The sequence below is a fragment of the Synechococcus sp. A15-60 genome (genome assembly GCF_014280095.1).
In the GTDB taxonomy this organism is placed as follows: domain Bacteria; phylum Cyanobacteriota; class Cyanobacteriia; order PCC-6307; family Cyanobiaceae; genus Synechococcus_C.
Genome location: NZ_CP047933.1, coordinates 475861 through 502186, shown reverse-complemented (window position 1 = coordinate 502186; position 26326 = coordinate 475861). Strand labels below are relative to the sequence as shown.

The window sequence follows — 26326 nt, the reverse complement described above, 5'->3', positions numbered from 1 at the left end:
CCTTCATTAGACGCTGCAAGAGGAGTTCACTCATGTTCGACGCCTTCACCAAGGTTGTCGCCCAGGCCGATGCCCGGGGACAGTTCATCAGCGCCGGCGAAATCGACGCCTTGGCCGCAATGGTGGCTGATAGCAACAAGCGCCTGGATGCTGTCAATCGCATTTCCAGCAATGCTTCCAGCATTGTTGCAGCAGCAGCTCGCCAGCTGTTCGCTCAGCAGCCTGCGCTGATCGCCCCCGGCGGCAACGCTTACACCTCCCGCCGCATGGCTGCCTGCCTGCGTGATATGGAGATCATCCTCCGCTACGTCACCTACGCAAGCTTCGCTGGCGATGCTTCCGTACTCGAAGACCGCTGCCTGAACGGCCTGCGCGAGACCTACCTGGCTCTAGGCACCCCCGGCGCTTCCGTTGCCGCTGGCGTGAACCTGATGAAGGATGCCGCCCTGGCCATCGTGAATGACAAAGCTGGCATTACCTCTGGCGATTGCGCTTCCCTGAGCAGCGAAATCGGCACCTACTTCGACCGCGCTGCAGCCGCTGTCGCCTGATCGACCCCTCGGATCAGTCGTTCTCTTCACCATTAACGATCAATGAAAACCCCCCTGACCGAAGCCGTCGCAGCTGCCGACTCCCAGGGCCGCTTCCTGAGCAACACTGAGGTGCAGGCCGCATCCGGCCGCTTCAACCGCGCCAAGGCCAGCCTCGAAGCTGCCAAAGCTCTGTCCGCCAAGGCTGATTCCCTGGTGAACGGTGCTGCACAGGCTGTGTACACCAAGTTCCCCTACACCACTCAGATGGAGGGGTCCAACTATTCCACCACCGCTGAGGGCAAGGCCAAGTGCTCCCGTGACGTGGGCTACTACCTGCGCATGGTCACCTACTGCCTGGTGGCTGGCGGCACCGGCCCCATGGATGACTATCTGATCGCCGGTCTCGACGAGATCAACCGCACCTTCGAGCTCTCCCCTTCCTGGTACGTGGAAGCTCTGAAGCACATCAAGGCCAACCACGGTCTGAGCGGCGACGCAGCAACCGAAGCCAACAGCTACATCGATTACGCCATCAACGCCCTGATCTGATCGATCAGCGAGCTTGAGTCCCAGCCCTCCTCCGGAGGGCTTTTTTAATGTTCAGACTCTGACGCGGGAAGAACTCTTGATGACGTCGACCGTCGGGCGCTTTCTGTCTCTGCTCTGCGGGGAATACAGCAATCAAAAGCAGGCCTTCGACAATCCGCCTCTGTTCGCCCATATTCTTCTGCGCTATCGGCCGATTGCGCATCTTCCAGCAGGCTCAATCCTGCTGGAACAGACCTATGCCGTTGATCCGAAGAATCCTTACCGCCTGCGGGTGATCCGTGCCGAAGAGCAACAGGAGGGCGTGATCAAACTCTGGAACCACACGTTTCGAGATCCGACACGGTTCAGCACTGCCATCTTTGACGATGACTGTCGCAACACGATTCAAGACGGCGACCTCATCTGTCTTGACCAATGCCACTACCAGGTCATTGAACACAGTGGTGTGTATGAGGGGTCAATGGAACCCAACTGCCGCTGCATTGTGCACCGCAACGGCAAAGACACCGTCTTGGTGAGCACCTTTCGACTGGAAGGTGATTCCTTGCAGACCCTGGATCGAGGACATGATCCCGAAACCAACGAACGCTGCTGGGGATCCATTGCCGGTGAGTTCAAATTCCAAAAAACAGCGAGCTGGGCAACCCACATTCCAGCCAACTGGACGTGATGGAACCTCTGAGCGAACAACAGATTCTCAAGAATCTTCGCCAGCAACAGGATTGTTCGGCGCAATATTACGCAGCATGGTGGCTGGGGAAAAAGCGTTCACGGCATCCCGACGCACTCCCTCTGCTGCTCCAGTGTCTTGCTTATCTCAAGCAAAACGGCACGCATGCTGACCAGCGCGGTGTGGCCTTGAATGCAATTCGCGCCCTTGGATTGCTTCAGGACGATGCAGCCAGTGATGCACTGATCCAGCTCTTGCAGTCCGATGATTACACCGTGCGGGAAGAAGCGGCCCGCAGCCTGGGCTCGATCCGAGCCGAAGCTGCTATCCAGCCCATCTGCAATCGCCTCAGCAGTGGCATCGAACAAGCAGGAGCCGAACAGAACGGAAGCCCTCGTCTGCGCGAACCCTGTGAAGCCTTGCTGGAGGCTCTGGGCGACATCGGCTTGAACACTGCTCAGGTGACCACCACACTCCACCCCTTCCAGCACCACCCCAGGCCACTGGTGCGGGCAGCTGCCTGCCGTGCGCTGCTGCAATTGACCCAGGAGGCCCACTTCGGTGAGGAACTAATCCGCCTGCTTCAGCACCCGGAACCACTGGTGCGGAGGGGAGCGCTGCTTGATCTGGGCGCTACTGGCTGGACAGGAGCACTCCCGGCGATTCAAGACGCCAGCGTCGAAGCCAGTCTCAAGCTGGTGGCCCTGCGTGGCCTGGCGGAATCCAGTGATGACAGCACGGTGCTGGACGCCATGGATTCCCTGCTCTAGAGGACATGAACGACTTAAGCACTGCAGTGCTGGAACTCGATCGGGCCACATCAACTCCCGAACTTGTTCAGGCAACACGGGCCATCTGTGCCTTGAACGACGCCGACGCTGCACCCACGTTGATCAAGGTGCTGAGTTACAACAACCCTGCTGTGGCAGCGATTGCGACGCAAGGACTGATTGCTCTGGGCCGAGTGGTCGTGCCCGAGCTGCTGTCGAGCATGAACACAGGCAATTACGGAGCGCGGGCATGGGTGGTGAAGGCACTGGCTGCACTGCGAGATCCACGTGGTCTTGACCTGCTCGATCACGCGCTGCGTGCCGACATTGCTCCCAGCGTGCGTCGATCCGCCGCGCGGGGCCTGGCCGAGTTGGACCTTGACCTGCCGGATCAAACCGATGAACTCGTCCGTTGCTGTGAGGGCCTGCTTCAAGCAGGTGTTGATGACGAATGGGTGGTTCGCTATGCCGCGGCCTATGGCCTTGAACAACGTCTGGTGTCCAGAGACCTCACACCATCGCTTCAAACCAAGGCGATGACTGTTCTGAGCCAACTGGCATCGGTTCAGGAGCCTGTCAAGGTGGTGCGCCAGAGGGCTGATTTAGCTCTGCTCCGCGTGTCAAAGCGATGACTCAGAAGCTGCTGTTCGTGTGTCTCGGCAACATTTGCCGTTCTCCCGCTGCCGAGGGAGTGTTTCTGCATCATCTGCGGGAACGAGGCCTGAGTGACCGGTTCGTGGTCGACTCCGCCGGGACCGGCAGCTGGCACGTCGGCAACCCAGCCGATCGACGGATGCAGGCCGCAGCCCATCGGCGCGGCATCGACTTGCCCAGCCGTGCCCGCCAGATCCAGCTCAGCGATCTGGAGGAGTTTGACCTGGTGCTCACCATGGACGATGCAAACCTTGCTGCTGTCACCAGCCTGGCCAAGGAAGCAGGAGCTCGAGCCTGTGCAGAGATTCGTCCAATGCTGAGCTACGCCAAGCGTTTCAACGAGACGGAAGTGCCTGATCCGTATTACGGAGGAGAGGAGGGATTTGAGCATGTGCTCGACCTCCTCGACGATGCCTGCACAGCATTGCTTGACGAGCTGATGTCCACTAGCACAGGCAGAGACGCTCAACCCTGAGATCAATCCCGCGTCGGCGTTGGCCAAACCTCTTCAGCCACTTGGAACCGGAAAAGATCTTCCAGAGCATCGATCACCGCTTCGATGGACATGCCATCGGTGATCACTTCTGTTGCATCCTTCGCTTGAACAAGTGGCGCCACCGCGCGGGTGCTATCGAGCCTGTCGCGTTCGACGATCTGCGCTTTGAGCTCAACGAGATCGGGAACTGCATGACCGCGAGCCACAAGATCCTTGGCACGGCGGCGGGCTCGTTCTTCAGGCGTTGCCGTCAGAAACACTTTTAACTCGGCGTCAGGAAACACAGCCGTCCCGATGTCGCGGCCTTCGGCCACAAGCCCACCTCGTTCGCCGAGCCTTTGCTGCTGTTGGGTCAGCAGCTGCCGAACACAGGGATGAGCCGCCACCAGCGAAACCGACCCGGTGACCTTGGGATCTCGGATGGCATCGGTCACATCTTTGCCATTGACGCGAACGGACTGCACACCGTTCTTTAGAGGCGAGAGATCAACCTCCAGACCATCGAGCAGGGCGTTCACTGCAGGTTCATCGGCAGGATCAGCCCCCTGCTCCTGGACCCACCAAGTCACCGCCCGATACATCGCACCAGTATCGAGATAGAGCAGACCCAAGCGTTCAGCAAACGCGCGGGTGACCGTGCTTTTGCCAGCACCGGCAGGACCATCAATGGCAACGATGGGAGAACGGGTCATAACGAAGACGTGATCAATCAGTCGGGTTGAACCGCACTGGACCGCAGCAGCAAGGAGACGCAGCGACCGAGGGGAAGGCAACGGCTTCAGCGTGGCTGGATGAACGACCTCTACATACTCCACCTTGAAACCGACCTGATGGAGTTGCCGCTTGCGCTCTGACAGCACGACATCCAGAGCTTGATCTCCATTGCGAAGGTCGATCGAAGTCTCCCGCAGTACTGCTGACAGTTCGCAGGCCTTCAAGCGATCCGCAGGAGAGAGATATTGATTGCGCGAACTGGCTGCGACACCATCAACCTCTCGCACTGTGGCGCACCCCCTCACACGCACTGGCAGAGCGAGATCAGCCACCATCCGACGCAGGATGGTCAGCTGCTGCCAGTCCTTTTCTCCCAGCCAAATCTGATCAGGACGTACCAAAGCAAGCAAACGGCAAACGACGGTGACAACACCATCGAAGTGGCCCGGTCGCCGAGGTCCACAGAGGCTCGATTGCAGCGCTGATGGGGCCTTCAGCCTCCAGCCATTGTTGAGACCCTCGGGATAAATCTGGCCATCATCAGGACACCAGATCGCATCCGCCCCAGAGCGATCGGCCAGATCACAATCCGACGCCAATGAGCGGGGGTAGCGATCAAAATCCTCACTCTCTCCGAACTGAAGAGGATTCACGTACACGCTGACCAGCACTGACCCCACCGCTGGGCTGTCGATCTGTGCTGATCGAATCAAGCAGGCATGGCCATGATGGAGACCACCCATGGTGGGCACGAAATCCACTTTCCCCTGCCGTGAAGCCCGCCAAGCACGAAGCTCAGCGAGGTTGCGAAGCACTTGAAGACTCAGCGGAGCACCTCAAGACGGACTTGGGCAATGCCGCTGTTCACCAAACCCAGCTCATGGGCGGCGCCGTGGCCTAAATCAATGACTCTGTGACCAACAAACGGCCCTCGGTCGTTGATACGAACCACAGCGATCCGACCATTCCAGAGATTGGTCACGCGAACGCGGGTACCAAATGGAAGTGTCCTGTGGGCCGCTGTCATGGTCCCTTTCCGGTAAACCTCGCCGCTGGCAGTGCGGTTGCCGTAGAAGCCAGGGCCATACCAACTGGCTTCTCCTGAATGCGTCGAGATCACAACAGGCCCTGTCGGGAGAGGCGGCGGTGGTGGCAGCACGGGCTCTGGCGAAGCCTCCCGAGGCTCGACGATGGCCAAGTCCGATTGATCGGCAGGCTCAAGGGCGGACGCGGAGGGTTCGATGGCAGCAGCAGGTTCGGATGGGAGCACCAGATCCAGTGGGTCTGTGAACTCAGAACCCTCTAGGTCCCGTGCGAACACAGGGAACAGAGCCACAGCAGAAAGTGAAACTGCGGTCAGTACAGCGGCTGAGCGAAAGTGTCGAGCCATAAATAGCGGTCGGACGGCGATCATCGGGTCGAGGTGACGTCACGTTGGAGTCGCCTAGCCGCAGACCTGAACAAACCAAGGTGATGTGACCGTAAAAATGCCTACCCCTGCTCTTAAACGCGAACTGATGAGCAAAGTGCTCTGAGATTTGAAGTGAATGCATGGTCCCAGCGCTGGCTGCCACTGGGATGCGCGCTTAAAAGGAACAAGCCAAAACCATCAGTCAACACAATCCAACCAACAAGCCCTGCTAATCAGGCCAAGGCCGGCTGATCGACCGCCACAGCCCCGGATCAAGCCACGGCGCCCGCGAGGGGAGAGGATCAGGTGTGAACTGTTGCAGCGAATGGACTACCGAGCCGCCGGTGTGGACGTTGAAGCGGGGCGTGCCTTCGTGAACCGGATTAAAGCCGGGGTGGAAGCGACCCACCGACCGGAAGTGGTGGGAGGCCTCGGCGGCTTCGGCGGCATGATCCGGTTGCCTTCAGGGATCAAACGGCCTTTGTTGGTGTCCGGAACCGATGGCGTGGGCACCAAGCTGGAGTTAGCTCAAGAGCACCAGGCTCATCACAACGTCGGCATCGACCTGGTGGCGATGTGTGTGAACGATGTGATCACCAGCGGTGCCGAACCGCTGTTCTTCCTCGACTACATGGCCACCGGCGCCCTGAGCCCGGACGCCATGGCCACCGTGGTGGAGGGGATTGCCGATGGCTGCCGCCAAAGCGGTTGCGCGCTGCTCGGCGGAGAAACCGCTGAAATGCCCGGTTTTTATCCGCCAGGGCGCTACGACCTGGCTGGATTCTGCGTTGCGGTTGTCGACGAGGACGCCGTCATCAACGGGGCAAGCGTCAAAGCCGGCGATCGCATTGTTGGCGTCAGCAGCAGCGGCGTCCACAGCAATGGCTTCAGCTTGGTGCGAAAAGTTCTTGAGGCCAGTGGCGCGACCGCAGACACTCGCTTCGGCCAAGACAACACGCTGCTGATCGACTCCCTCCTGCGTCCGACACATCTTTATGGAGGCCTGGTGAAGGACCTGCTGGGCAAGGGAGCCTCCATTCATGCCATGGCTCACATCACAGGGGGAGGGATTCCTGAAAACCTGCCGCGGTGCCTACCTTCTGGACTCATCGCCACGGTGGACGCTGAGTGCTGGCCCCGCCCGGAGCTGTTTCAATGGCTTCAACGCGCCGGCGAGATTCAGGAACGAGATCTCTGGCACACCTTCAATCTCGGGATTGGCTACTGCCTTGTGCTCCCCGAAACGGACGTGGCAGGCGCTCTCCAACACTGCGAAAGCAAGGGTTTCCAGGCTTGGACCATCGGCAGCATCAGCGAGGCAGATGGCTCTGAACACGCCCCTGTGATCGGGTTGCCAGCCTGAGAGAACTTTGATCCAACAATCTCCAACAGCCTCGAGAGAAAACGCCCTGGGATCGAGTGCGCTCGGTATCGTCGACACAGACTGATCGACATGCCGTCGATCCAAGCGTCGTCACATACGTCTTAGAGACATGCCATTTGATAGGCCGCAGCAGCGCACAACTCGACGCCGTTCATCGGCGGGCCCAACGCCTCCTCGGCGTCCAACCCCCATCGGTTACGACAAGAACGGATCCCAACGACAAAGTGGTCCTAGGCCCACATTCCTAGCCCTCAAAGATCACGGCAAGGTATTCGTCGCTGATATGCCCTTTCTGGCCGATGGGCAGCTTGCCAACATCAGCAAAGAGGCGTCAGAGGTGCTAACCAGCCTGGAACGTCGCATCAGCGAACTGGAGCAGATTCAAGGTGACCGGGACACCCTGATCAAAGCCTGCACCAAACGAGACGTCACCCATCGCTTTCTCAGGGCGATTGAAGATGAACAACAACAGCGTCGCGACAATCCAGCCATCCGCATGGCAGCTGGCGAATCCCTGCCCCGGACTTTTCTTGAGATCGCGCGACACCGTCTACCTGGAGCCACCTTCGACTCCCTGCTGCAAGAAGCGCTAACTGCCTGCGAAAACAGCGGAGATCAGCCGATCAAGGATGAAAAGCCCCCGCTCAAAGTGATTTCCCTGCAGCCGCAAGCCTCAAGCCTGCCGGTGGTCGTGAGTCCTGATCCTGATCCCAGCGATCAGGCGCTCTGAAAGGGATTGTTGGGCATTCTCACCGCTGACTCGACACTGAGCTGATCCAACTGACCTCGCTCTTCCTCTGTGAGCGTCCAGTTGAGAGCCTGACTAGCGTCAATAACCTGGCATGGACGGCGAAAACCTGGAATCGGACTGGCTCCATGGGAACGGCACCAGTTAAGAGCTACCTGCATCTGGGTGACTCCTCTCGCCGCTCCGATCGCCGCCATGGCCTGACGCAGAGCCTCGCTACCAGGCAGCAACCGTCGGTAAAGGCTTGAACGCAAGGCCGTGTCGCGCTGGGGGGCCCAACCTGGCGGCCTGGCCAGAATGCCCAGTGCAAGAGGGCTGTAAGCGAGTACCTCAACGCCGAGATCCCGTGACACTTCGAGGATGCCACCCGGTTGTGACGGTTCCGGAGCCAACAGCGAAAACTGCACCTGAACGCTGGCCAGCTTGATGCCACGTTGCGCAAGCCTGCGATGCAGAACACCAAGACGACGGGGCCCCACGTTGGAAAGCCCAAGTTCATGCACCTCACCCCGCTCCACCAGGTCGGCAAGACCATCGAGCAGGGGCAGCTCTTGCCAAGGGGCATAGCGCGCCGTACTCCAGTGCAGTTGGACCCTGTCGAGGCGGCCCTGCAGACGTTGGCGGCTGGCCTCAAATGCCTTCAACAAACCTCGACGTCCCAGGCGCCAGGGGAATGGCGCGAGCTTGGTGGCGACGATCATCTGCTGGCACGCGGATGGCTCCATCTCGGCCAGAAACTGACCAAGCAAGGCCTCACTGCGTCCATTCAGATGCCCTGTCCCATAGGAATCCGCCGTATCCACGAGATGAAGACCGGCTGCAACAGCTGCTGAAAACGTGGCCTTCAGATCTGGATCATCTCGCTCCGGGCGATATCCCCACAGCAATTGATTGCCCCACGACCACGTGCCAAATCCGATTCCTGTCACACCGGCCTGGATCGCTGCACGCCATGATCGCTGCAGAACGGCTCAAACGATGTCTGTCTCCGCTGCCGAATCAGCACCGACTCCCGTCGATGACAAGACCGATGATGCATTGAGCCCTGGCGATCGCGTGCTCTGTCCGCATTGCCAACGAACGGCCAACAACGGGATTCGCTGCATGGGCATGTGCGTGGCCGATAACGAATACTGAGCCCATGCGTTTAAGCAACCTGCTCCGGCGAATGGCCGTCGCCCTAAGCCTTGGACAAGGGCTCATGCTTCCGGCCATGGCACAACCCGAGCTCGAGTCGTTCACGGGTCGCTTCGCAATCGCGAGCCAAAACTGTCTGAAAACGAATTTCGGAGGAGTGAGCAAACGCTGCTGGCGAGTCGAGATTGATGGACGCACGGACTCCGTTCTCACCATTCGGTTTTTTGGCGATGGAGAGGAGCAAGGCTCCATCGAGACACTGACCTTCGTGGTGTCCCTGTCAGATCCGAGCGTTCCCCTGCGCTGTCAGAACGGGCGCTGTGAGCTGGAAGCTCCAAGCTGGGCTGGCCGAGTGAACAGCGTTGCCATCGCTCGCTATGGCAACGATGGCCTGGCCGTCAGCGTTCCAAACGCCTGGCCGGCCAAGTCGGGCCAATGCACACGCGCTGACAACACGATCCGCTGTTTGGCCGTAGGACCCAACGGAGGGCAGATTCTTGCTGAAGCAACCCTCTGAACTCGCAAAGGATCAGAAAATGACGAAGGCGGCACCCAGATTCGAACTGGGGATAAAGGATTTGCAATCCTCTGCCTTACCACTTGGCCATGCCGCCGTCCGGAGCGCTGACGCCCCACTGGCGGATCGTATCAGCGAGACCGCCCCGGCCCTGCTGGTGATCAGCAACGGACACGGAGAGGATTTAATCGCCCTCAAAATTCTCGAGGCCCTGCATCGACGGCAGCCCGCCTGGAGGCTCAAAGTGTTGCCTCTGGTGGGAGAAGGGCGCTGCTTTCAAACAGCAGAGAGGGAAGGGTGGCTGCAGCGGATCGGCCCAGGCGCCCACCTGCCGAGTGGGGGATTCAGTAATCAAAGCTTCAAAGCACTGCTCTCGGACCTACTGGCCGGGCTTCCACTCCTCACCTGGCGACAGTGGCGAAGCCTGCGCAAAACGCGCCATGACCTCGCAGGAATTCTTGCCGTGGGTGATCTGCTTCCGCTGCTGATGGCCTGGAATTCACGTCTGCCCTATGGCTTCATCGGCACCCCAAAGAGTGATTACACCTGGACTAGCGGGCCTGGGCGCGCGCTCAGCGATCGCTACCACGCGCTCAAAGGCAGTGAATGGGATCCCTGGGAGTGGCACCTAATGAAGCATCGTCTCTGCAGGCTGGTTTCTGCCCGCGACAGGCTCACTGCCCGAGGGCTGCGTCGCCACGGCGTGAAAGCGGACAGTCCTGGCAACCCGATGATGGACGGACTCTGTCGGACATCTGCACCCCAGAGCCTTGAACGCTGTCGGCGCATCTTGTTGCTCTGCGGAAGCCGGATGCCGGAGGCACTGAGCAACTTTCGCAGACTGATGAGCGCATTGGTCCAATTGCAGAGTCCTGTTCCCGTGGCTGTGTTGGCCGCCATGGGCTCGGCACCTGCGCACCACGAGCTGAGACCGCTCCTCGAAGAGCTGGGTTTTCGCCACTGTCCTCCTCCGAGTGCCGATTTAGGAGCCACGGAATGCTGGGTTCGTGGACCGCTGCTGCTGCTGCTTGGCCCAGGGCGGTTTGGCCAGTGGGCAAGCTGGGGCGAAGCCGGCGTCGCCACCGCCGGCACCGCCACAGAACAACTGGTGGGACTGGGAATTCCCGCCCTCTCCCTGCCAGGTCGCGGGCCGCAGTTCACCCAAGGATTTGCCCAACGCCAGAGCCGCTTGCTGGGAGGCGCCGTCCGCATCTGCAACTCCGAGGAAGAGCTGGGTCGCCGCCTGGACCAACTCTTGAACAACCCACAGCTGCAGCATGAAATGGGACGCGTGGGGCGCCAACGCATGGGCCCGGCCGGTGGCAGCGATGCCATCGCAAAGCAGGTCATCCAACAGCTCGCACCCGAACGCTGATACTGGAGATGGATCCCAAAGACTCCTCACCTTCCCATCGCCATGGCTGCCATCCAGGACCGCGACTATCTGAGGCTTTGCGCGGAACTGGCCAGTCTGCTGAGCATCAGCCAGGCCTCGGCCCGACGCCGGGTGGATCAGCAAGCTGCTCGAGACGGAGCCAGGGATGTGGAAAGCCGACGAGCCATGGCGCAAAAGCTGTTGGATGAAGCCCGCGCGGATCAAGCGGAGACCCCAGCCGGTATCAATCTGGATCGCTTGCTCGAAGCAGAACCGAAAGACCAGCACTTCATGCTTGAGGACTGAGACCGCCGAGAGCCCGCATGCTGGGCTCTCGGCGGCCACGCTCAGTGCTCAAAGGTGTTGATGAAGCGAAAGCGATCCAGATCCGACATGACAGGGATGCACGCAAAACAGCGCTCTGCCAGTTCCCAGCGCCCCTCACGCCGAAGCATCATCTCCAGTTGCTGCCGAGCTGGCAGCAGATAACGGGCGTCGTTGGCGGCATAAGCCAGCTGCATATCGCTCAATTCGTCGACGCGGCCCCAGTCACTGCTTTGGGCTTGTTTGTCCAACTCCACCCCCACGAGCTCGTTAACAAGGTCTTTCAAACCGTGGCGGGGGGTGTAGGTGCGCGCCAAGCGGCTTCCCACCTTCGTGCAGAAAATGGGGTTGACCCGAATCCCAAGACCGGTGGCGAGGGCCGCCACATCGAAACGGGCGAAGTGGAACACCTTCTCAATCGAGCTGGATTCCATCAAGGCCTTCAACCGTGGCGCATCAGCCTGACCGCGAGCGATGCGAATGCAGGCCACCTGATCGTTCTCGTCGCAGATCTGCACCAGACAGAGCCGATCCCGACCATGAATCAGGCCCATCGCCTCAGTGTCGACCGCGAGGGCCTGAGCCCCCGCGTACCGATCAAACCAATCCTGATCAAGATCGCCGTCAAAGACGGCGAAGGCACGCGGTTCATTGGGAATCTCAGCCATTGGAGAGAAGCAGGGAGCAGGCCAACCAAGGCCCACTCTGACGCCACAGCCCCCAGCAAACGAGTTTTAACTGGACGCTTGAAAATCAGAATGAGACGGAGTTAGACACAATTGAGACAGCAGATCCTTATGCTCACCCAACGGAAACCCGCGCGCGCCTGCCTTGCAGACATTGAGCACTACTTCCAGCAGCCGCCCCCGTTGTTCCTGGATCTCGAGCTGGCCGTCTGCTGGGTGCTGGCCTGCCTCCTGCAGGACGACAACTACCCCTCTGGACTGCTCCATCGCCTGCAGACCGATCATCCGCAGCTAAGGCTCTCCGAGACAGTGCTGCATCAGGCGGTCGATTTCCTCGAGCGCCAGGAGATGCTCGATTCATACACCAAGCGCTGCCCGAGCCGAGGCCGGCCACGGCGCATGCTGCACTTGCACCAAGACGCCAGAGACCAAGCAGAACGTCTGATGAAGCCCTGGCAACACTGGCTGCACGAGCATGGCCCACTGACCAACTAGAACGGTCAGGCCTTTAGCAGCATCGGATGCCATCGCCTCAGACATCCACGCTGCTGCTCACCGTGCTTTTGGGCATCGGACTCGTCTTTTTCCTGAGAGCAGCCAGCAAAGACCGCACCACCATCGTGGAGGTGCACTCCCCTCGTCCACCCGTTGAAGTGCTCGAGGGGTTGGATGCATGGCTCAAGGAGCGTGGCTGGAGCCAGCAGGGCGGCGATGCTGAACGCTGCGTCCTGGAATACAGGGGCCAGGTGGACAGCAGCCTCCCTCTGGCGGTGCTGCTTTCACTGCTGGGAACCGTGGGCGCAAGCAGCCTCGGCCTTGTCGTCCGCCAAGTGAATCCCGCACTGAGCTGGTGGCCCCTGCTTCTTGCTGCACTCGGACCGCTGGCGGGCTTGATTTACACCCGCCGATCAAAGCGCACCGAAGAAATTCAGATCCGGCTGATTGAGCCCGCACCCCACGACGGCAGCACCCTGCGTCTTCGCGCCCATCGCGATGAGCTGATTGCCCTTGAGTTGGCCCTGGCCGAATCGCTGGAACTAGCCAGCGACGGGGCACTGCTCTCCTCGCCGATCTGACCATGCAGAAAGCAGCGGCGGGCTCCGATCATCGCTCTAAGCGCTGCGGGCATGGCGCCCCAAGCTGGGCATCAGCATCTTGGAAATCGGGAAGCTAGAGAGAGCCTTGGAGGCAAAACTGCGCGATCCGATGAGCCGTGACGCTGTGGTGACAGCATTGGCGCATCGGACTGTTGAAGCGATCCAACTTGGGGTCGAACCCGATCAACCGCGGCTAGCCATCAGTTCACCGCCTGATGCGGACGGCAGCGCTCCTCCAGCAATGGGTCATCAAACCAGTGCTGAGGACGGGTGAACAGATCCGTCAGCAAGGCCTCACGGGATCCTTCCTGAGCCTGATAGCCGTACTCCCAGCGAGCCAGAGGGGGAAGCGACATCAGGATGGATTCCGTCCGTCCATTGGTCTGGAGGCCAAAGATCGTTCCCCGATCCCACACCAAGTTGAACTCCACATACCGTCCGCGCCGGTAGAGCTGGAAGTTCCTCTCACGATCGCCATAGGCAAGGCCGTTGCGCTTCTCAACGATCGGGGTGTAGGCCGGCAGGAATGCTTTGCCGTTGGCCTGGGCGAGAGCGAAGAGCTGTTCCCAGCTCAGGCTCACGGGTCCGATGTCACCAGCCTTGGTGGCTGCTGGACCATCAGGATCCTGTCCGCGATACAGCCGCCCTGAACCATCCTGGTAGTCGTAGAAAATTCCGCCGATCCCCCGGGTTTCCTGGCGGTGCTTCAGAAAAAAGTATTCATCACACCAAGGCTTGAACACCTGATAAAGGCGCTGATCCACCGTGTCACAGGCCTGCTTGTGGGTGCGGTGAAAATGGCGTGCATCATCGAGAAACGGATAGAAGGGCGTGAGATCCGCTCCTCCTCCAAACCACCACACAGGACCAGCCTCGAAGTAGCGGTAGTTCAGGTGCACTGTGGGGACGTAGGGATTCCTGGGATGCAGCACCATCGAGGTACCGGTGGCAAACCATGGATGCCCCTTCGCCTCTGGGCGCTGCTTGAGAATGGAAGGAGGCAGTTCCTCGCCATGAACTTCCGAAAAGTTCACGCCGCCTTGCTCAAAGATCCGGCCTTCACGCATCACACGGGAACGGCCACCGCCTCCTTCAGGACGATCCCAGCTCTCCTCCTGGAAACGGCCGACACCATCGAGCTGTTCCAAGCCGGCACAGATCTCGTCCTGCAGTCCCATCACGAGAGCGCGAGCGCGCTCGCGCGAGCCAGCCGGCGGACGCTCGCCAACAGCGACGGCAGGGGACGACGAACCACCACTCAGCACTCGGCCCTTCACACGCTTCAGCAAGGAACGGACCATTTTGAGAAGGACAGAATTCTTCTGACCTTTTCAGCACAGACCCACCTCCGACAAGTGGGTGTGAAGGACTGTCATGGGAAGCGCCCCTAGGATCCAGCCCATCGAAAGGGATACATGACCACAGCAGAACAGGCGACGCAGGCCCTCAGCGACCTCCGCGATGCTGGAAGCGAGCGCTCACTGCTGGAACTTGGCTGGCTTGATCAGGTCAGAGTGGCGCCCCCTCGAGCCGTGATCCGACTGAACCTGCCTGGTTTTGCCCAGAGCCAGCGCGATCAGATCGTGAACGCAGCCAAACAACGGTTGTTGCAGCTGGAAGGCATCGATGATGTTCAGTTTGAGCTCGGTCAACCGCCGTCACAGGGCGGCATTGGTCAGGCCGGACACGGCCAGGTAGCCGAGCGGCAATCCATTCCCGGCGTTCGCCATGTGATCGCTGTGAGCAGCGGCAAGGGCGGCGTTGGCAAAAGCACCGTTGCCGTCAATCTGGCGTGCGCTTTGGCGGCCCAAGGTCTCCGCGTGGGCTTGCTGGATGCGGACATCTATGGGCCCAACGCTCCGACCATGCTCGGCGTCGCCGATCGCACCCCTGAAGTGAGCGGCAGTGGCGAAAACCAGACCATGCAGCCGATCGAAACCTGTGGTGTGGCCATGGTGTCGATGGGTCTGCTGATCGAAGAAAACCAGCCCGTCATCTGGAGAGGTCCGATGCTCAACGGCATCATTCGCCAATTCCTATATCAAGTGAATTGGGGCGAGCGGGATGTTCTGGTGGTGGATCTGCCGCCAGGTACAGGCGATGCCCAACTTTCTTTGGCGCAAGCCGTCCCGATGGCAGGTGTGGTGATCGTCACCACACCGCAGCAAGTGGCTCTTCAGGATGCGCGCCGCGGCCTGGCGATGTTCCGCCAGATGAGCATTCCGGTGCTGGGCGTTGTCGAGAACATGAGTGCCTTCATTCCCCCGGATCAGCCCGACAAGCGCTATGCCTTGTTTGGCAGCGGCGGCGGCCAAACCCTTGCCGACGCCTTCGAGGTTCCCTTGCTCGCTCAAATCCCGATGGAAATGCCTGTGCAACAAGGAGGCGACCGGGGCCAGCCCATCACCCTCGCTCATCCCGACTCGGCGAGTGCTCGTACCTTCCTCGATCTAGCTGAGCGACTCTCACCAACGGTCATCCAGAAACACTGAGATGGTGTCCGGAGTTGGCCTCAACGGACAGCCCTTGGTCAGACGGCCAGGACAACGGCAGGGTCGAGAGCGCGACTGGATTCTCTGGGGCGTGCCACTCATCATGGTGACAATTTCCAGCTTTTTAATTCTCAGCATCGAGCGTCAAGAAGCATTGGAAGGGCTTTCTTCGTTCTCTCTTAGCTTCACAGGCCTTCTTCGATTCATGAACACCCAGCTGTGGTTATCGCAGCTTGTGACAGCCTTTTTTGGCATCCTTATTGCTCTTTTTATCGCCAAATTAAGGCTCCAACGTTTAAAACCTTTATTACTTCCTATTTACATCTTCACAGTGATCAGTCTGATCGCTGTTCGATTTATCGGGGTCACTGCACTGGGCGCACAGCGCTGGATCAGCATCGGACCCTTCAATGTTCAGCCCTCGGAATTTGCAAAGTTGTCAGCCATTCTTCTACTGGCAGCTGTGCTTGATCGGCACCCTGTCGAAAGACCGATCGATCTGCTGCGTCCCTTGGGAATCATCTCAATTCCCTGGATGCTGGTATTCATCCAACCCGACCTGGGCACCTCTTTGGTTTTCGGAGCCTTGCTGCTCACGATGCTCTATTGGTCAGGGATGCCGTTTGAGTGGCTTGTGCTGCTGCTCTCTCCCCTGATTACAGCGCTGCTGGCTGGACTGTTTCCCTGGGGCCTGGCCCTGTGGATTCCTCTCACTCTCGCTGTCGCTTACCGATCGCTTCCCTGGAAAAAAACAGCGCTGGCGCTGGTCCTAGCGGTTCAAAGTGCAGCTGCGGTCGTGACCCCATGGCTCTGGGAAAACGGCTTGCAGGATTATCAGCGCGATCGACTGGTTCTCTTTCTTGACCCGACCAAGGACCCTTTGGGTGGTGGCTATCACCTCCTGCAAAGCACAGTGGGAATTGGTTCCGGAGAGCTGTTCGGGACCGGCCTGCTGCAAGGACAACTCACAAAACTTCGCTTCATTCCCGAACAACACACTGATTTCATCTTCAGCGCACTTGGCGAAGAAATGGGCTTTTTTGGGACGATTTTGGTCGTTGTTAGCTTCGCCCTGCTGATGGGGCGTTTACTGCAGATTTCAGGGAAAGCTCGCACCGACTTCGAATCCCTTGCAGTGATTGGAGTTGCGACGATGTTGATGTTTCAGATTGTGGTGAACATCTTCATGACAATTGGACTTGGCCCTGTCACAGGAATCCCGCTTCCCTTTATGAGCTACGGACGTAGCGCCATGGTCGTCAATTTCATTGCTCTTGGCCTGTGCCTCTCGGTGGCGAGACGATCCAGGCGAGCCTCGATCCGTTGAAAGATTCCACACCGCTTCTGCAGTCGATCCATGCCTGCATGGCCGCGGGCGTTCCAGAGGGACACGCCAACGATGCCCATGCTCGCCGGCTCTGGTGGGCGGCCCTAGAAGTTCTGCAGGATCTGCTGGGGTCCGATGAGGATGCCAGTGGAGGGGTCTGGCTGGCAGCCCCACTTCCAGCCCTCTATGCGCCGGACCTGCTGCAACGGTTTCAGGGGTGGGTCTGGGCACCGCAAGCCCTCGATGCATTGCACGCCGCTGAGCGGTCAACGCTGCTTCCTCCCGATCGAAGACGCACACCTGATCTGGATGCGGAAGCGACCGAGTGCAACCGATTTCAGCGTTTGCCGCTTCAAAACTCCGACAGTCAAGACCCGCTTCTGATCGTGATCACCGGGAAGCTGCAGGTTGCCCTGGCCCTCTACGGCCCTGAAGGCCAGCGTCAGCTGCTGATGCGCAGTGAGCCGGACATCCTCGGACAAGTGCTGACTCTCGTGGAGCAGCGTCTTCGCCGCGACGCCCCAGACCAAGCCAACGATCTACAGAGGGCGATCCGCCTGCTGGGACCGCTGCAAAGCAGCAGTGACCTTGCCATGCAGTTCTGGCCGCAGCTTGCCGAGCGACTGGCCAGCATGGTTCCCACCGTCACGCTTCAGGCAGTCCGCGACACCAATCTCTCTGACGAGCAGCCGCAGCCTCAATCCAACACGGACAAGGCTGATGCGGAACTGTCGTTGCTGGAAGCGATCACCCATGAGGTGCGCACCCCTCTGGCCACGATTCGCACCTTGATTCGTTCCCTGTTGAGACGACGCGACCTGCCAGAGCAGGTGCTGGATCGTCTCTCCCAGATCGACACCGAATGCAGCGAACAGATCGACCGCTTCGGTCTGATCTTTCAGGCTGCCGAACTTCAGCGCCAGCCCGAAAGCCCCTCAGCCTTAGCGCGCACCGACCTTGGAGCGATGCTGCAGGCACTCGCCCCAGGCTGGGAACAACAACTTCAGCGCCGCGGACTGACTCTGGAACTCAGGCTTGAGCAGGACCTGTCTCCAGTCCTCAGTGACCCTGGACGCTTGGAACCGATGCTGGGCGGCCTGATTGATCGCTGCAGCCGCGGTCTGCCCACGGGGAGCAGCTTGACACTCACCCTGCAGCCTGCTGGCGCCAAGCTCAAACTTCAGCTGCTCAATCGCACTCCCGACCAACCCGAGAGCCTCGACAGCGACAACCTCTCACAAGAGCAACTGGGTCCCGTTCTTAGCTGGAACACGAGCACAGGAGGCCTGCAACTCAGCCAAAACGCCACCCGGGATTTACTCGAACGACTGGGCGGGCGCCTCACCCAGCGCCGTGATCGGGGACTAACTGTTTTCTTTCCCATTGCAGGCCAATGTTGACGGGTGTGAAGGTCCTTGCCAGAAGAGGAATTCGTCCCAAATCATTTGCTACTTTCCAGCCATATCGGCACTCCGATCTCCCGAGGACAGCCATGGCATCAACGGCGTTGACAGGACAGCTTCCACAGTTCATTGGCAGCACCGGCGGCCTTCTCAACTCCGCTGAAACGGAGGAGAAGTACGCGATCACCTGGAGCAGCAATGCCGATCAGGCGTTCGAACTCCCTACAGGCGGCGCAGCCATGATGAATTCAGGCGAAAACATCATGTATTTCGCTCGCAAGGAGCAGTGCCTGGCGCTTGGAACCCAGCTGCGCACCAAGTTCAAGCCTCGGATTGAGGATTACAAGATCTACCGGATCTTCCCTGGCGGTGACACCGAGTTCCTTCATCCTGCAGACGGCGTTTTCCCTGAAAAAGTGAACGAAGGACGGTCCATGGTGGGTCACAATGCTCGCCGCATCGGTCAGAACACCGACCCGGCCAAAATCAAATTCAGCGGCCGCAACACGTTCGACTCCTGATCGCCTGATCACCCAGCCATCACGCCGGGCAATCACCCGGCATGATGGTCTGCGGTCGGTTTGACGATTTCGACATGCTCAGCCCCGACCGCAAAGCTTTCCTGAAATCCGCCGAATCGGGTTCCACCTTGATTCCTGTTGCCTGTAGCTGGCCAGCGGATCTCGAAACACCGCTCACCACCTGGCTCAAGGTGGGAAATGGACGGCCGCCAGGTGTTCTGCTCGAGTCTGTTGAAGGCGGGGAAACGCTGGGCCGATGGAGTGTTGTCGCCTGTAATCCACTTTGGACCCTTTCAGCAGGGTCTCAAGGCTTGCAGCGTGTCTGGCGAGATGGTCATCAGGAGGCCTTCACGGGCAACCCCTTCGACTGCCTGCGCGCTTGCCTTAAGCCCTATATCCCAACTTCATTGCCCGGCCTGCCGCCCCTCGGCCAGCTGTATGGAATGTGGGGCTATGAACTGATCCACTGGATTGAGCCCTCCGTTCCCGTTCACCAACCGGAGCAGGGATCTCCCCCGAATGGCGTCTGGATGCTGATGGACAGCATCTTGATCTTCGATCAGGTCAAACGCTTGATCACCGCCGTTGCCTATGGCGATTTGAGTGCCGAACGGGGCGCATCATCCAGTCCGGAACTGGCCTGGAGCAGTGCAATGGCGCGAATCGACGACCTGCGTGAGCGCATGGCGGCACCATTGCCACCCGTGCGTCCCTTGAACTGGTTGCCGGATCGTGGGAACACGCCAACGACGTCGAGCAACAGAACACGAGAGGACTTTCACGAGGCTGTCGACACCGCCAAAGAACACATCGCTGCAGGGGATGCCTTCCAACTGGTGATCAGCCAGCGCTTGAGTGCGGATGTCAGCCACCCTCCACTGGATCTTTACCGCAGTCTGCGGATGATCAATCCATCGCCGTATATGGCCTTTTTCGATTTCGGCGACTGGCAGCTGATTGGCTCCAGCCCGGAAGTGATGGTCAAGGCAGAGCCGGATCAAGGCGGGATTCGCGCTGTGCTCCGGCCGATTGCAGGCACGCGCCCGCGTGGTGCCAACCCGGTGGAAGACCGCAAGTTCGAAGCCGACTTACTCGCCGATCCCAAAGAACGAGCCGAACACGTGATGCTCGTGGATCTGGGTCGCAACGATCTCGGCAGAGTCTGCTCACCAGGCTCGGTCTCAGTCGGCGACCTGATGGTGATCGAACGCTATTCCCATGTGATGCACATCGTTAGTGAAGTGGAAGGACGCTTGGCTCCAGGCAAGGACATCTGGGATCTGCTGATGGCGTCCTTCCCTGCCGGCACCGTGAGCGGCGCTCCGAAGATCCGTGCCATGCAGTTGATCCACGAGCTGGAGCCCGATGCCAGAGGTCCTTATTCCGGCGTCTATGGCTCCGTTGACCTCGCCGGTGCCCTGAACACCGCCATCACGATCCGAACCATGGTGGTTGAACCTAAGCAGAGTGGTGGCTGGACACTGCATGTGCAGGCTGGTGCCGGAATTGTTGCCGACTCCCAACCAGAATCGGAGTTTCAAGAGACCCTGAACAAAGCCAGAGGAATGCTGACAGCACTGGCCTGCCTCGAGGCTTCCCCGGCATGAGCAGCGATCGCCTGTTGAAGGGGTTCGAAGTGGAGCTGTTTACCGGCCGTGAAGATGGGCGCAACGTCGGCGTTGCGGCACGTGCCAAACAGGAGCTGACAGGGTTCGTCACCGAACCGGACCATCGCAATCTGGAGTATGTCACCGCTCCCCAAGCCGATTACGAGGGGCTGTCGGAAGCCTTGTTGTCACCACGACGCAGGCTTCGTCGCTGGCTAATGGACCAGAACCTCACGCTGTTGCCAGGCAGCACGCTCAGTCTCGGCGACACGCAGCATTTCGAACGCTCTGACCCCAACAATCCGTACCACTCCCTGATTGAAGCCACCTATGGAACCGCGGTGGTGACGGCCAGCGTCCACGTCAATCTGGGCATTGACGACCCAGAAGACCTATTCGCTGCTTTGCGTCTCGTGCGTTGTGAAGCCGCACTGTTGCTCTCGCTCAGTGCCAGCTCGCCATTCCTGAACGGCAAGGTCACAGGCGCCCATTCCCAGCGATGGCTGCAATTCCCCCTGACGCCATCACGCGTGCCGTTGTTCCGCGATCACCAGCACTTCATCACGTGGACCGAAGCCCAGATCGATGCCGGCACCATGCACAACGTGCGACACCTGTGGACGTCGGTCCGTGCCAACGGACCGGATCGCCCCCATCGACTGAATCGGCTTGAGCTGCGCATCTGCGATCTGATCACGGATCCAGACATGCTGCTGGCAGTGACCGCTCTGCTTGAACTGAGAGTGCAGCAGGTGTTGCGTGACCCTCAGTCCCACGACCCTCTGCACAGCAGCAGCCTCAGCCTTGAAGAGCTGGAGATCTTGAGCATGAACAACGATCGAGCCGCGGCTCAGTCAAGCCTCGATGCCACGCTTTGTGACTGGCATGACGGCCATGAGCGTTCCTGCCGCGACTGGCTCAAGCAACTGATCGACTCCGTCGTCCCACTCGCTCATGAGCTGGGATTGCATGAGCAGCTAAAGCCCCTCCAATCCATCCTGATGCATGGCAATCAGGCCATGCGCTGGCTGGATGGCATCGATCGGGGCGACACAATCGAAGCCATGCTGCGAAGCAGCATTAGTGCCATGCAGGACGAAGAGATGCGTGGTGTTTGTGTCTCAGCTGAACGCGCTTTGGGATGATCATGACGACTTCCGATCCCGGCCCGCTGTCCATGTCCTCCTCCTCCACAACGATTCCTGCGAGCGATCAGCCCAGGGCGGAGGTCTCGGAGTGTCGCGGTAACGGCCAGCTGCTTCAGCAGCGACTGGCCCTGGTCGAGGATCTCTGGCAGACGGTGCTGCGCAGCGAATGTCCTGCGGATCAAGCCGAACGGCTACTGCGCATGAAGCAACTCAGCGATCCTGGCGTTGCGGACAGCAGCGACCAGAGCAGCGGTGGCGTGGCGTCGCTCATCCGCGACATGGATCTGTCCGAAGCGATTGCAGCGGCCCGTGCGTTCTCGCTTTATTTCCAGCTGGTCAACATCCTCGAGCAACGCATCGAGGAAGACAGCTACCTGGAGAGCATCGTCCGCTCCCAAGAACTGATTGACCAGATCGACCCTTTTGCTCCACCGCTCGCGACCCAGACCGAACCGGCAACGTTCTGCGAGCTATTCGAACGTTTGCGCCGACTGAACGTTCCACCGAAGCATCTGGAGACACTTCTCCAGGAGCTGGACATTCGACTGGTGTTCACAGCCCACCCCACCGAGATCGTGCGCCACACGGTGCGCCACAAGCAAAGACGTGTAGCCAGCCTGCTGCAGCAACTGGAATCCAAAACCGACACCAGCCCGTCCGAAGCCTCTGGCATCCGTCTGCAGCTGGAAGAAGAAATCCGGCTTTGGTGGAGAACCGATGAGCTGCACCAATTCAAACCCTCGGTGCTGGATGAGGTGGATTACGCCTTGCACTACTTCCAGCAGGTGTTGTTTGAAGCCATGCCTCAGCTGCGACGGCGCCTCTCAACAGCACTGTCCAGCAGCTATCCAGATGTGCAGTTGCCGCCTTCTTCGTTCTGCACCTTTGGCTCCTGGGTTGGATCCGATCGGGACGGGAACCCCTCCGTGACCACGGACATCACCTGGCGCACTGCGTGTTACCAACGTCAATTAATGCTTGACCGCTACATCAACGCGGTCCAAAACCTCCGCGACCAGCTGAGCATCTCCATGCAATGGAGCCAGGTGAGTGCACCGCTGCTGGAATCCCTTGAAATGGACCGACTGCGCTTTCCAGAGGTCTATGAAGAACGCGCAACCCGCTACCGCCTGGAGCCCTACCGACTGAAGCTCAGCTTCATGCTGGAACGGCTGCGTCTCACACAACTGCGTAACGATCAGCTGGCGGAGGCTGGCTGGCGAGCCCCTGCGGATGGCATAGCGCCCTGCCCACCGGATGCGCAACCCAGTGAAGCCCTTCATTACGGATCGATCGCTGAATTCCGCAGCGAACTCGAGCTGATCCGCACCAGCCTCGTGAGTACAGATCTCACCTGTGAACCCCTCGACACCCTGCTCACCCAGGTGCATATCTACGGGTTCTCTCTTGCGGGCCTCGACATCCGTCAAGAAAGCACCCGGCACAGCGATGCCCTCGATGAACTGAGTCGCTACCTGACTCCTGATCAGGCCTACGGAGATCTCAACGAAGACGAGAAGGTCGCCTGGTTGCTCCAGGAGTTGCAGACAAGACGGCCACTGATCCCCCCCTCCGTGGACTGGTCCGCCAACACTGCCGAAACCGTGGATGTGTTCCGGATGCTGCATCGTCTTCAGGACGAGTTCGGCAGCCGCATCTGTCGCACTTACGTGATCTCGATGAGTCACAGCGTGTCTGACCTGCTGGAAGTCCTTCTACTGGCCAAGGAGGCCGGCTTGGTGGATCCCTCAGCCGGTCATGCGGATTTGTTGGTGGTTCCCCTCTTCGAGACCGTTGAGGATCTCCAGCGGGCCCCTGAAGTAATGGAGCAGTTGTTCCAGACCCCGCTCTACCGAGATCTGTTGCCACGGGTGGGTGGCCTAGGCCTGCCCCTGCAGGAATTGATGCTGGGCTATTCCGACAGCAACAAAGACTCCGGCTTCCTCTCCAGTAATTGGGAGATCCACAAAGCCCAGATCGCGCTTCAGGATTTGGCGTCCCACAACGGCGTGGCCCTCCGACTATTCCACGGACGTGGCGGTTCCGTCGGCCGCGGCGGTGGCCCGGCTTACCAAGCGATCCTGGCTCAACCCAGTGGAACCCTCCAGGGTCGGATCAAGATTACCGAGCAGGGAGAGGTGCTGGCTTCGAAATACAGCCTGCCAGAACTGGCGCTCTACAACCTTGAAACTGTCACCACCGCGGTGGTGCAGAACAGCCTGGTGACCAACCAATTGGATGCCACGCCCAGTTGGAATGAACTGATGGCACGGTTGGCCCAATGTTCCCGGCGTCACTACAGAGCCCTGGTGCACGACAACCCCGATTTGGTGGCCTTCTTTGAACAAGTGACCCCTATCGAAGAGATCAGCAAGTTGCAGATCTCTAGTCGACCCGCACGACGGAAATCAGGGGCCAGAGACCTCTCGAGCCTCCGCGCCATTCCCTGGGTGTTCGGCTGGACCCAAAGCCGCTTCCTACTTCCCAGCTGGTTCGGAGTTGGCACCGCCCTCAGCGAAGAACTGGAGGCTGATCCGGATCAGCTGTCGTTGCTGCGCACGCTTCATCAGCGCTGGCCCTTCTTCCGAATGTTGATCTCCAAAGTGGAGATGACCCTCTCCAAAGTGGATCTCGACCTGGCCCGCCACTATGTGAGCAGCCTCGGCAGCGCCGAACATCGAGAGGCCTTCGAGCGCATCTACACCACCATCGCTGAGGAATACAGCCTGACCCGGCGGCTGGTGCTGGAGATCACCCGGCAGGAAAGGCTGCTCGATGCCGATCCCGCCTTACAGCTCTCCGTTGGACTGCGCAACCGCACGATCGTGCCGCTCGGCTTCCTTCAGGTGGCTTTGCTCAAGCGCCTCAGGGATCAGAACCGCCAGCCGCCCATGAGTGAGTCATCCAGTGATGGAGACGGTCGCACCTACAGCCGAAGCGAATTGCTTCGCGGCGCTCTGCTAACCATCAATGGCATTGCTGCAGGCATGCGTAATACCGGCTAAGTGGGACTGCTTCCTTTTCGCCAACAAGCTGCAATTCCACGCCTGCCTGAGCGCTACTGCTTCAGCATGGAGCATGTTCCTGATGGCGAATGTATCAACGCCCTGTTGCAGGCGTGCGGCGATCAACCGCATCCAGTCGAGCGCTGGCCTCTCGCGCTGCAACGCAGCCTCTGGCATCTCTGCATCCTTGATCAAGAGGAGCAGCGACTGGTCGGATTCGTCCGAGCCACCAGCGACCAGGCACTCAATGCCAACCTCTGGAATCTCGCCGCAGCCCCCGGCGAGGATCAACCCAAGCTGCTCAAGGCACTCGTGCATCGTTCTCTGGCCTGCCTGCGTCGAGACCTACCGGGATGCAGCATTTCCATCGCTGCACCAGCCCAAGCCCTGGATGCGATCAAGTCACAAGGATTTTTGCTCGATCCCGGAGGGATCAGAGCCATGGGGCTGAGGCTCCGCTGAGCGAACAACCTGTCTGAACACGAGCATGGAGGGACTCGAACCCCCGACCCTCAGAACCGGAATCTGATGCTCTATCCAACTGAGCTACATGCCCCCGCTTGGCTGTGAGATCAACCGCGAGACAGTTACCTTAGCGACACGCCGCAACCGGACTCATTCGGCTTCTCCGGCTCGAACTGCAGGCGTTCCGCAACCACTGCCAACTGCAGCTGGAGATTGGTGCTCCGCGTTTGCTTGTGATCGGTAGCAACGGCATCGGGAAATCCAACCTGCTCGAATCCGTAGAACTGCTTGGAAGTCTTCGCTCCCATCGCTCCAGCCAGGACGCCGATCTGATCCACTGGGATGCCTCGCGTGCTCTGCTGAAGGCCACCTGTCCTGACGATGAGCAGGTGGAACTGGAACTCAGGCGGAAAGGCGGACGCCAGGCCAAACGCAACGGCAAGGTGCTGCAGCGCCAGATGGACCTGGTGGGTCCGCTGCGCTGTGTGGGATTCAGTGCCCTCGATCTGCATCTGGTGCGAGGCGAACCCGCCCTCAGACGGCAATGGTTGGACCGAGTGGTGCTGCAGCTGGAGCCGATTTATGCCGATCTGATCGGTCGCTACAACCGGCTCCTGCGTCAACGCAGTCAGTTCTGGCGCCGCGGTGGGCTCGGATCCTCATCGGAACAGCAGGTCTTGCTGGACAGCTTCGATACCCAAATGGCGTTGGTCTGCACGCGCATCCACCGGCGCCGGCGCCGCGCACTGGCCAGGCTTGAACCCCTGGCGGCAGCCTGGCAGGATCACCTCAGTGAAGGGCAGGAGCAGCTGGAGCTCCGCTATGCGCCAGGCAGCCGCTTGGACGGTGAAGAGGCGGAAGAACCCTGGCGTCTCTCAATCGAAGAGCAGTTACGACAACAGCGCCCGGAAGAAGAACGACTCGGCAGCTGCAGGGTGGGCCCCCACCGCGATGAAGTGGAACTAGTGCTGAACGGCACGGCTGCGCGCCGCTTTGGTTCTGCCGGTCAGCAGAGAACGATCGTGCTGGCCCTCAAGCTGGCAGAGCTGGAACTGGTGGGTGAATTATGCGGACACCCTCCACTGCTGCTGCTAGATGACGTGCTGGCCGAACTGGATCCACGCCGGCAGCTTGCCCTGCTGGAAGCCGTTGGGGATACCCATCAGTGCCTTGTGAGTGCAACCCACCTGGATGCATTCGAAGGAGGCTGGCGTCAACACTCCCAGATTCTCAAGGCCGATCACTTGAGGAACGGGATGAGAAAAAGCTAAATTCAGCAACCCTTTGTTGCGT

The 26326-nt window shown here is 59.7% G+C and carries 28 protein-coding genes and 2 tRNA genes; 23 read left to right on the top strand and 7 right to left on the bottom strand.

The features are described from left to right. The first annotated feature begins 32 nt into the window (after nucleotides 1-32). The 6 genes from SynA1560_RS02490 (at nucleotide 33) to SynA1560_RS02465 (ending at nucleotide 3651) form a co-directional block, all read left to right on the top strand. On the top strand, nucleotides 33-551 hold the full coding sequence (locus SynA1560_RS02490) for a phycocyanin subunit beta (protein WP_186501087.1): 519 nt from the start codon (nucleotides 33-35) through the stop codon (nucleotides 549-551). Between the two features lie 42 nt (nucleotides 552-593). After that, nucleotides 594-1082, top strand: a complete 489-nt coding sequence (gene cpcA, locus SynA1560_RS02485; RefSeq protein WP_186470122.1) for a phycocyanin subunit alpha — start codon at nucleotides 594-596, stop codon at nucleotides 1080-1082. Between the two features lie 79 nt (nucleotides 1083-1161). Continuing rightward, the gene (locus SynA1560_RS02480) at nucleotides 1162-1752 is read left to right on the top strand and encodes a chromophore lyase CpcT/CpeT (RefSeq protein WP_186501086.1); all 591 of its coding nucleotides are present in this window, start codon (nucleotides 1162-1164) and stop codon (nucleotides 1750-1752) included. Continuing rightward, complete coding sequence (locus SynA1560_RS02475) at nucleotides 1752-2522, top strand: HEAT repeat domain-containing protein (protein WP_186470120.1); 771 nt, start codon at nucleotides 1752-1754, stop codon at nucleotides 2520-2522. The genes SynA1560_RS02480 and SynA1560_RS02475 overlap by 1 nt, the downstream gene beginning before the upstream one ends. 5 nt (nucleotides 2523-2527) lie before the next feature. Then, nucleotides 2528-3154 (top strand): HEAT repeat domain-containing protein, encoded by a 627-nt coding sequence (locus SynA1560_RS02470; RefSeq protein WP_186470119.1) that lies wholly within the window; start codon nucleotides 2528-2530, stop codon nucleotides 3152-3154. Then, entirely contained in the window at nucleotides 3151-3651 is a 501-nt protein-coding gene (locus SynA1560_RS02465) for a low molecular weight protein-tyrosine-phosphatase (protein ID WP_186470118.1), read from the top strand. The genes SynA1560_RS02470 and SynA1560_RS02465 overlap by 4 nt, the downstream gene beginning before the upstream one ends. Before the next feature lie 2 nt (nucleotides 3652-3653). Here the strand turns inward: SynA1560_RS02465 and SynA1560_RS02460 are convergent, their stop codons facing one another. Together SynA1560_RS02460 and SynA1560_RS02455 are read right to left on the bottom strand one after the other, a co-directional pair. Beyond that, entirely contained in the window at nucleotides 3654-5147 is a 1494-nt protein-coding gene (locus SynA1560_RS02460; protein ID WP_370523207.1) for a bifunctional pantoate--beta-alanine ligase/(d)CMP kinase, read from the bottom strand. A 62-nt stretch (nucleotides 5148-5209) separates the two neighbouring features. Continuing rightward, nucleotides 5210-5776, bottom strand: coding sequence for a septal ring lytic transglycosylase RlpA family protein (locus tag SynA1560_RS02455; protein WP_186470117.1), 567 nt, complete (start codon nucleotides 5774-5776; stop codon nucleotides 5210-5212). 346 nt (nucleotides 5777-6122) lie between these two features. Between SynA1560_RS02455 and purM the strand changes: the two genes are divergently transcribed. Beyond that, nucleotides 6123-7160 (top strand): phosphoribosylformylglycinamidine cyclo-ligase, encoded by a 1038-nt coding sequence (gene purM / locus SynA1560_RS02450; RefSeq protein ID WP_186501085.1) that lies wholly within the window; start codon nucleotides 6123-6125, stop codon nucleotides 7158-7160. A 130-nt stretch (nucleotides 7161-7290) separates the two neighbouring features. After that, entirely contained in the window at nucleotides 7291-7911 is a 621-nt protein-coding gene (locus tag SynA1560_RS02445; RefSeq protein ID WP_186501084.1) for a histidine phosphotransferase, read from the top strand. On the opposite strand, the gene SynA1560_RS02440 is transcribed toward SynA1560_RS02445, so the two are convergent. After that, nucleotides 7899-8858, bottom strand: a complete 960-nt coding sequence (locus SynA1560_RS02440; protein ID WP_186470114.1) for an aldo/keto reductase — start codon at nucleotides 8856-8858, stop codon at nucleotides 7899-7901. The genes SynA1560_RS02445 and SynA1560_RS02440 overlap by 13 nt on opposite strands. Before the next feature lie 49 nt (nucleotides 8859-8907). Between SynA1560_RS02440 and SynA1560_RS02435 the strand changes: the two genes are divergently transcribed. Continuing rightward, nucleotides 8908-9066 carry a hypothetical protein gene (locus tag SynA1560_RS02435; RefSeq protein ID WP_186470113.1) on the top strand — a complete coding sequence of 53 codons (159 nt, stop codon included), beginning with the start codon at nucleotides 8908-8910 and terminating at the stop codon, nucleotides 9064-9066. 4 nt (nucleotides 9067-9070) lie between these two features. Beyond that, nucleotides 9071-9583, top strand: coding sequence for a hypothetical protein (locus SynA1560_RS02430; protein ID WP_186501083.1), 513 nt, complete (start codon nucleotides 9071-9073; stop codon nucleotides 9581-9583). 26 nt (nucleotides 9584-9609) lie between these two features. Here SynA1560_RS02430 and SynA1560_RS02425 read toward each other — a convergent pair. Beyond that, nucleotides 9610-9680, bottom strand: a tRNA-Cys gene (locus SynA1560_RS02425). Between the two features lie 60 nt (nucleotides 9681-9740). Here SynA1560_RS02425 and SynA1560_RS02420 point away from each other — a divergent pair. Continuing rightward, the gene (locus SynA1560_RS02420; RefSeq protein WP_370523175.1) at nucleotides 9741-10958 is read left to right on the top strand and encodes a lipid-A-disaccharide synthase-related protein; all 1218 of its coding nucleotides are present in this window, start codon (nucleotides 9741-9743) and stop codon (nucleotides 10956-10958) included. A 42-nt stretch (nucleotides 10959-11000) separates the two neighbouring features. Beyond that, a complete protein-coding gene (locus SynA1560_RS02415) occupies nucleotides 11001-11264 on the top strand; it encodes a hypothetical protein (RefSeq protein WP_186470111.1) in 264 nt (87 codons plus the stop codon). 41 nt (nucleotides 11265-11305) lie between these two features. Here the strand turns inward: SynA1560_RS02415 and SynA1560_RS02410 are convergent, their stop codons facing one another. Further along, nucleotides 11306-11950 carry a ribonuclease D gene (locus tag SynA1560_RS02410; RefSeq protein ID WP_186501082.1) on the bottom strand — a complete coding sequence of 215 codons (645 nt, stop codon included), beginning with the start codon at nucleotides 11948-11950 and terminating at the stop codon, nucleotides 11306-11308. A gap of 129 nt (nucleotides 11951-12079) precedes the next feature. Between SynA1560_RS02410 and SynA1560_RS02405 the strand changes: the two genes are divergently transcribed. Next, a complete protein-coding gene (locus SynA1560_RS02405; protein WP_186470109.1) occupies nucleotides 12080-12463 on the top strand; it encodes a helix-turn-helix transcriptional regulator in 384 nt (127 codons plus the stop codon). 26 nt (nucleotides 12464-12489) lie between these two features. Then, nucleotides 12490-13044 carry a cofactor assembly of complex C subunit B gene (locus SynA1560_RS02400; RefSeq protein WP_186470108.1) on the top strand — a complete coding sequence of 185 codons (555 nt, stop codon included), beginning with the start codon at nucleotides 12490-12492 and terminating at the stop codon, nucleotides 13042-13044. A 221-nt stretch (nucleotides 13045-13265) separates the two neighbouring features. On the opposite strand, the gene hemF is transcribed toward SynA1560_RS02400, so the two are convergent. Beyond that, nucleotides 13266-14366, bottom strand: a complete 1101-nt coding sequence (gene hemF, locus SynA1560_RS02395) for an oxygen-dependent coproporphyrinogen oxidase (RefSeq protein ID WP_186501081.1) — start codon at nucleotides 14364-14366, stop codon at nucleotides 13266-13268. 114 nt (nucleotides 14367-14480) lie between these two features. Here hemF and SynA1560_RS02390 point away from each other — a divergent pair, with 114 nt between their 5' ends. The 8 genes from SynA1560_RS02390 (at nucleotide 14481) to SynA1560_RS02355 (ending at nucleotide 25030) form a co-directional block, all read left to right on the top strand. Further along, the gene (locus tag SynA1560_RS02390) at nucleotides 14481-15557 is read left to right on the top strand and encodes an Mrp/NBP35 family ATP-binding protein (protein ID WP_186470106.1); all 1077 of its coding nucleotides are present in this window, start codon (nucleotides 14481-14483) and stop codon (nucleotides 15555-15557) included. Between the two features lies 1 nt (nucleotide 15558). Further along, nucleotides 15559-16884: a rod shape-determining protein RodA gene (rodA, locus tag SynA1560_RS02385; protein WP_186470105.1), complete on the top strand. Its 1326-nt coding sequence runs from the start codon at nucleotides 15559-15561 to the stop codon at nucleotides 16882-16884. Between the two features lie 38 nt (nucleotides 16885-16922). Beyond that, the gene (locus tag SynA1560_RS02380; protein ID WP_186501552.1) at nucleotides 16923-18284 is read left to right on the top strand and encodes a sensor histidine kinase; all 1362 of its coding nucleotides are present in this window, start codon (nucleotides 16923-16925) and stop codon (nucleotides 18282-18284) included. A gap of 92 nt (nucleotides 18285-18376) precedes the next feature. Continuing rightward, complete coding sequence (locus SynA1560_RS02375; protein WP_186470104.1) at nucleotides 18377-18808, top strand: photosystem I reaction center subunit II PsaD; 432 nt, start codon at nucleotides 18377-18379, stop codon at nucleotides 18806-18808. A 74-nt stretch (nucleotides 18809-18882) separates the two neighbouring features. Beyond that, entirely contained in the window at nucleotides 18883-20415 is a 1533-nt protein-coding gene (locus tag SynA1560_RS02370; protein WP_186501080.1) for an anthranilate synthase component I family protein, read from the top strand. Beyond that, nucleotides 20412-21560 carry a glutamate--cysteine ligase gene (gene gshA / locus SynA1560_RS02365; protein ID WP_186501079.1) on the top strand — a complete coding sequence of 383 codons (1149 nt, stop codon included), beginning with the start codon at nucleotides 20412-20414 and terminating at the stop codon, nucleotides 21558-21560. The genes SynA1560_RS02370 and gshA overlap by 4 nt, the downstream gene beginning before the upstream one ends. Next, entirely contained in the window at nucleotides 21557-24568 is a 3012-nt protein-coding gene (gene ppc / locus SynA1560_RS02360; protein ID WP_186501078.1) for a phosphoenolpyruvate carboxylase, read from the top strand. The genes gshA and ppc overlap by 4 nt, the downstream gene beginning before the upstream one ends. Further along, nucleotides 24569-25030 (top strand): N-acetyltransferase, encoded by a 462-nt coding sequence (locus tag SynA1560_RS02355; RefSeq protein WP_255477027.1) that lies wholly within the window; start codon nucleotides 24569-24571, stop codon nucleotides 25028-25030. It abuts the gene before it with no gap. A gap of 20 nt (nucleotides 25031-25050) precedes the next feature. Here SynA1560_RS02355 and SynA1560_RS02350 read toward each other — a convergent pair. Continuing rightward, a tRNA-Arg gene (locus SynA1560_RS02350) sits at nucleotides 25051-25124 on the bottom strand. An 82-nt stretch (nucleotides 25125-25206) separates the two neighbouring features. On the opposite strand from SynA1560_RS02350, the gene recF reads away from it, so the two are divergent. Continuing rightward, nucleotides 25207-26304 carry a DNA replication/repair protein RecF gene (gene recF, locus SynA1560_RS02345; RefSeq protein ID WP_255477116.1) on the top strand — a complete coding sequence of 366 codons (1098 nt, stop codon included), beginning with the start codon at nucleotides 25207-25209 and terminating at the stop codon, nucleotides 26302-26304. Nucleotides 26305-26326 lie beyond the last annotated feature (22 nt).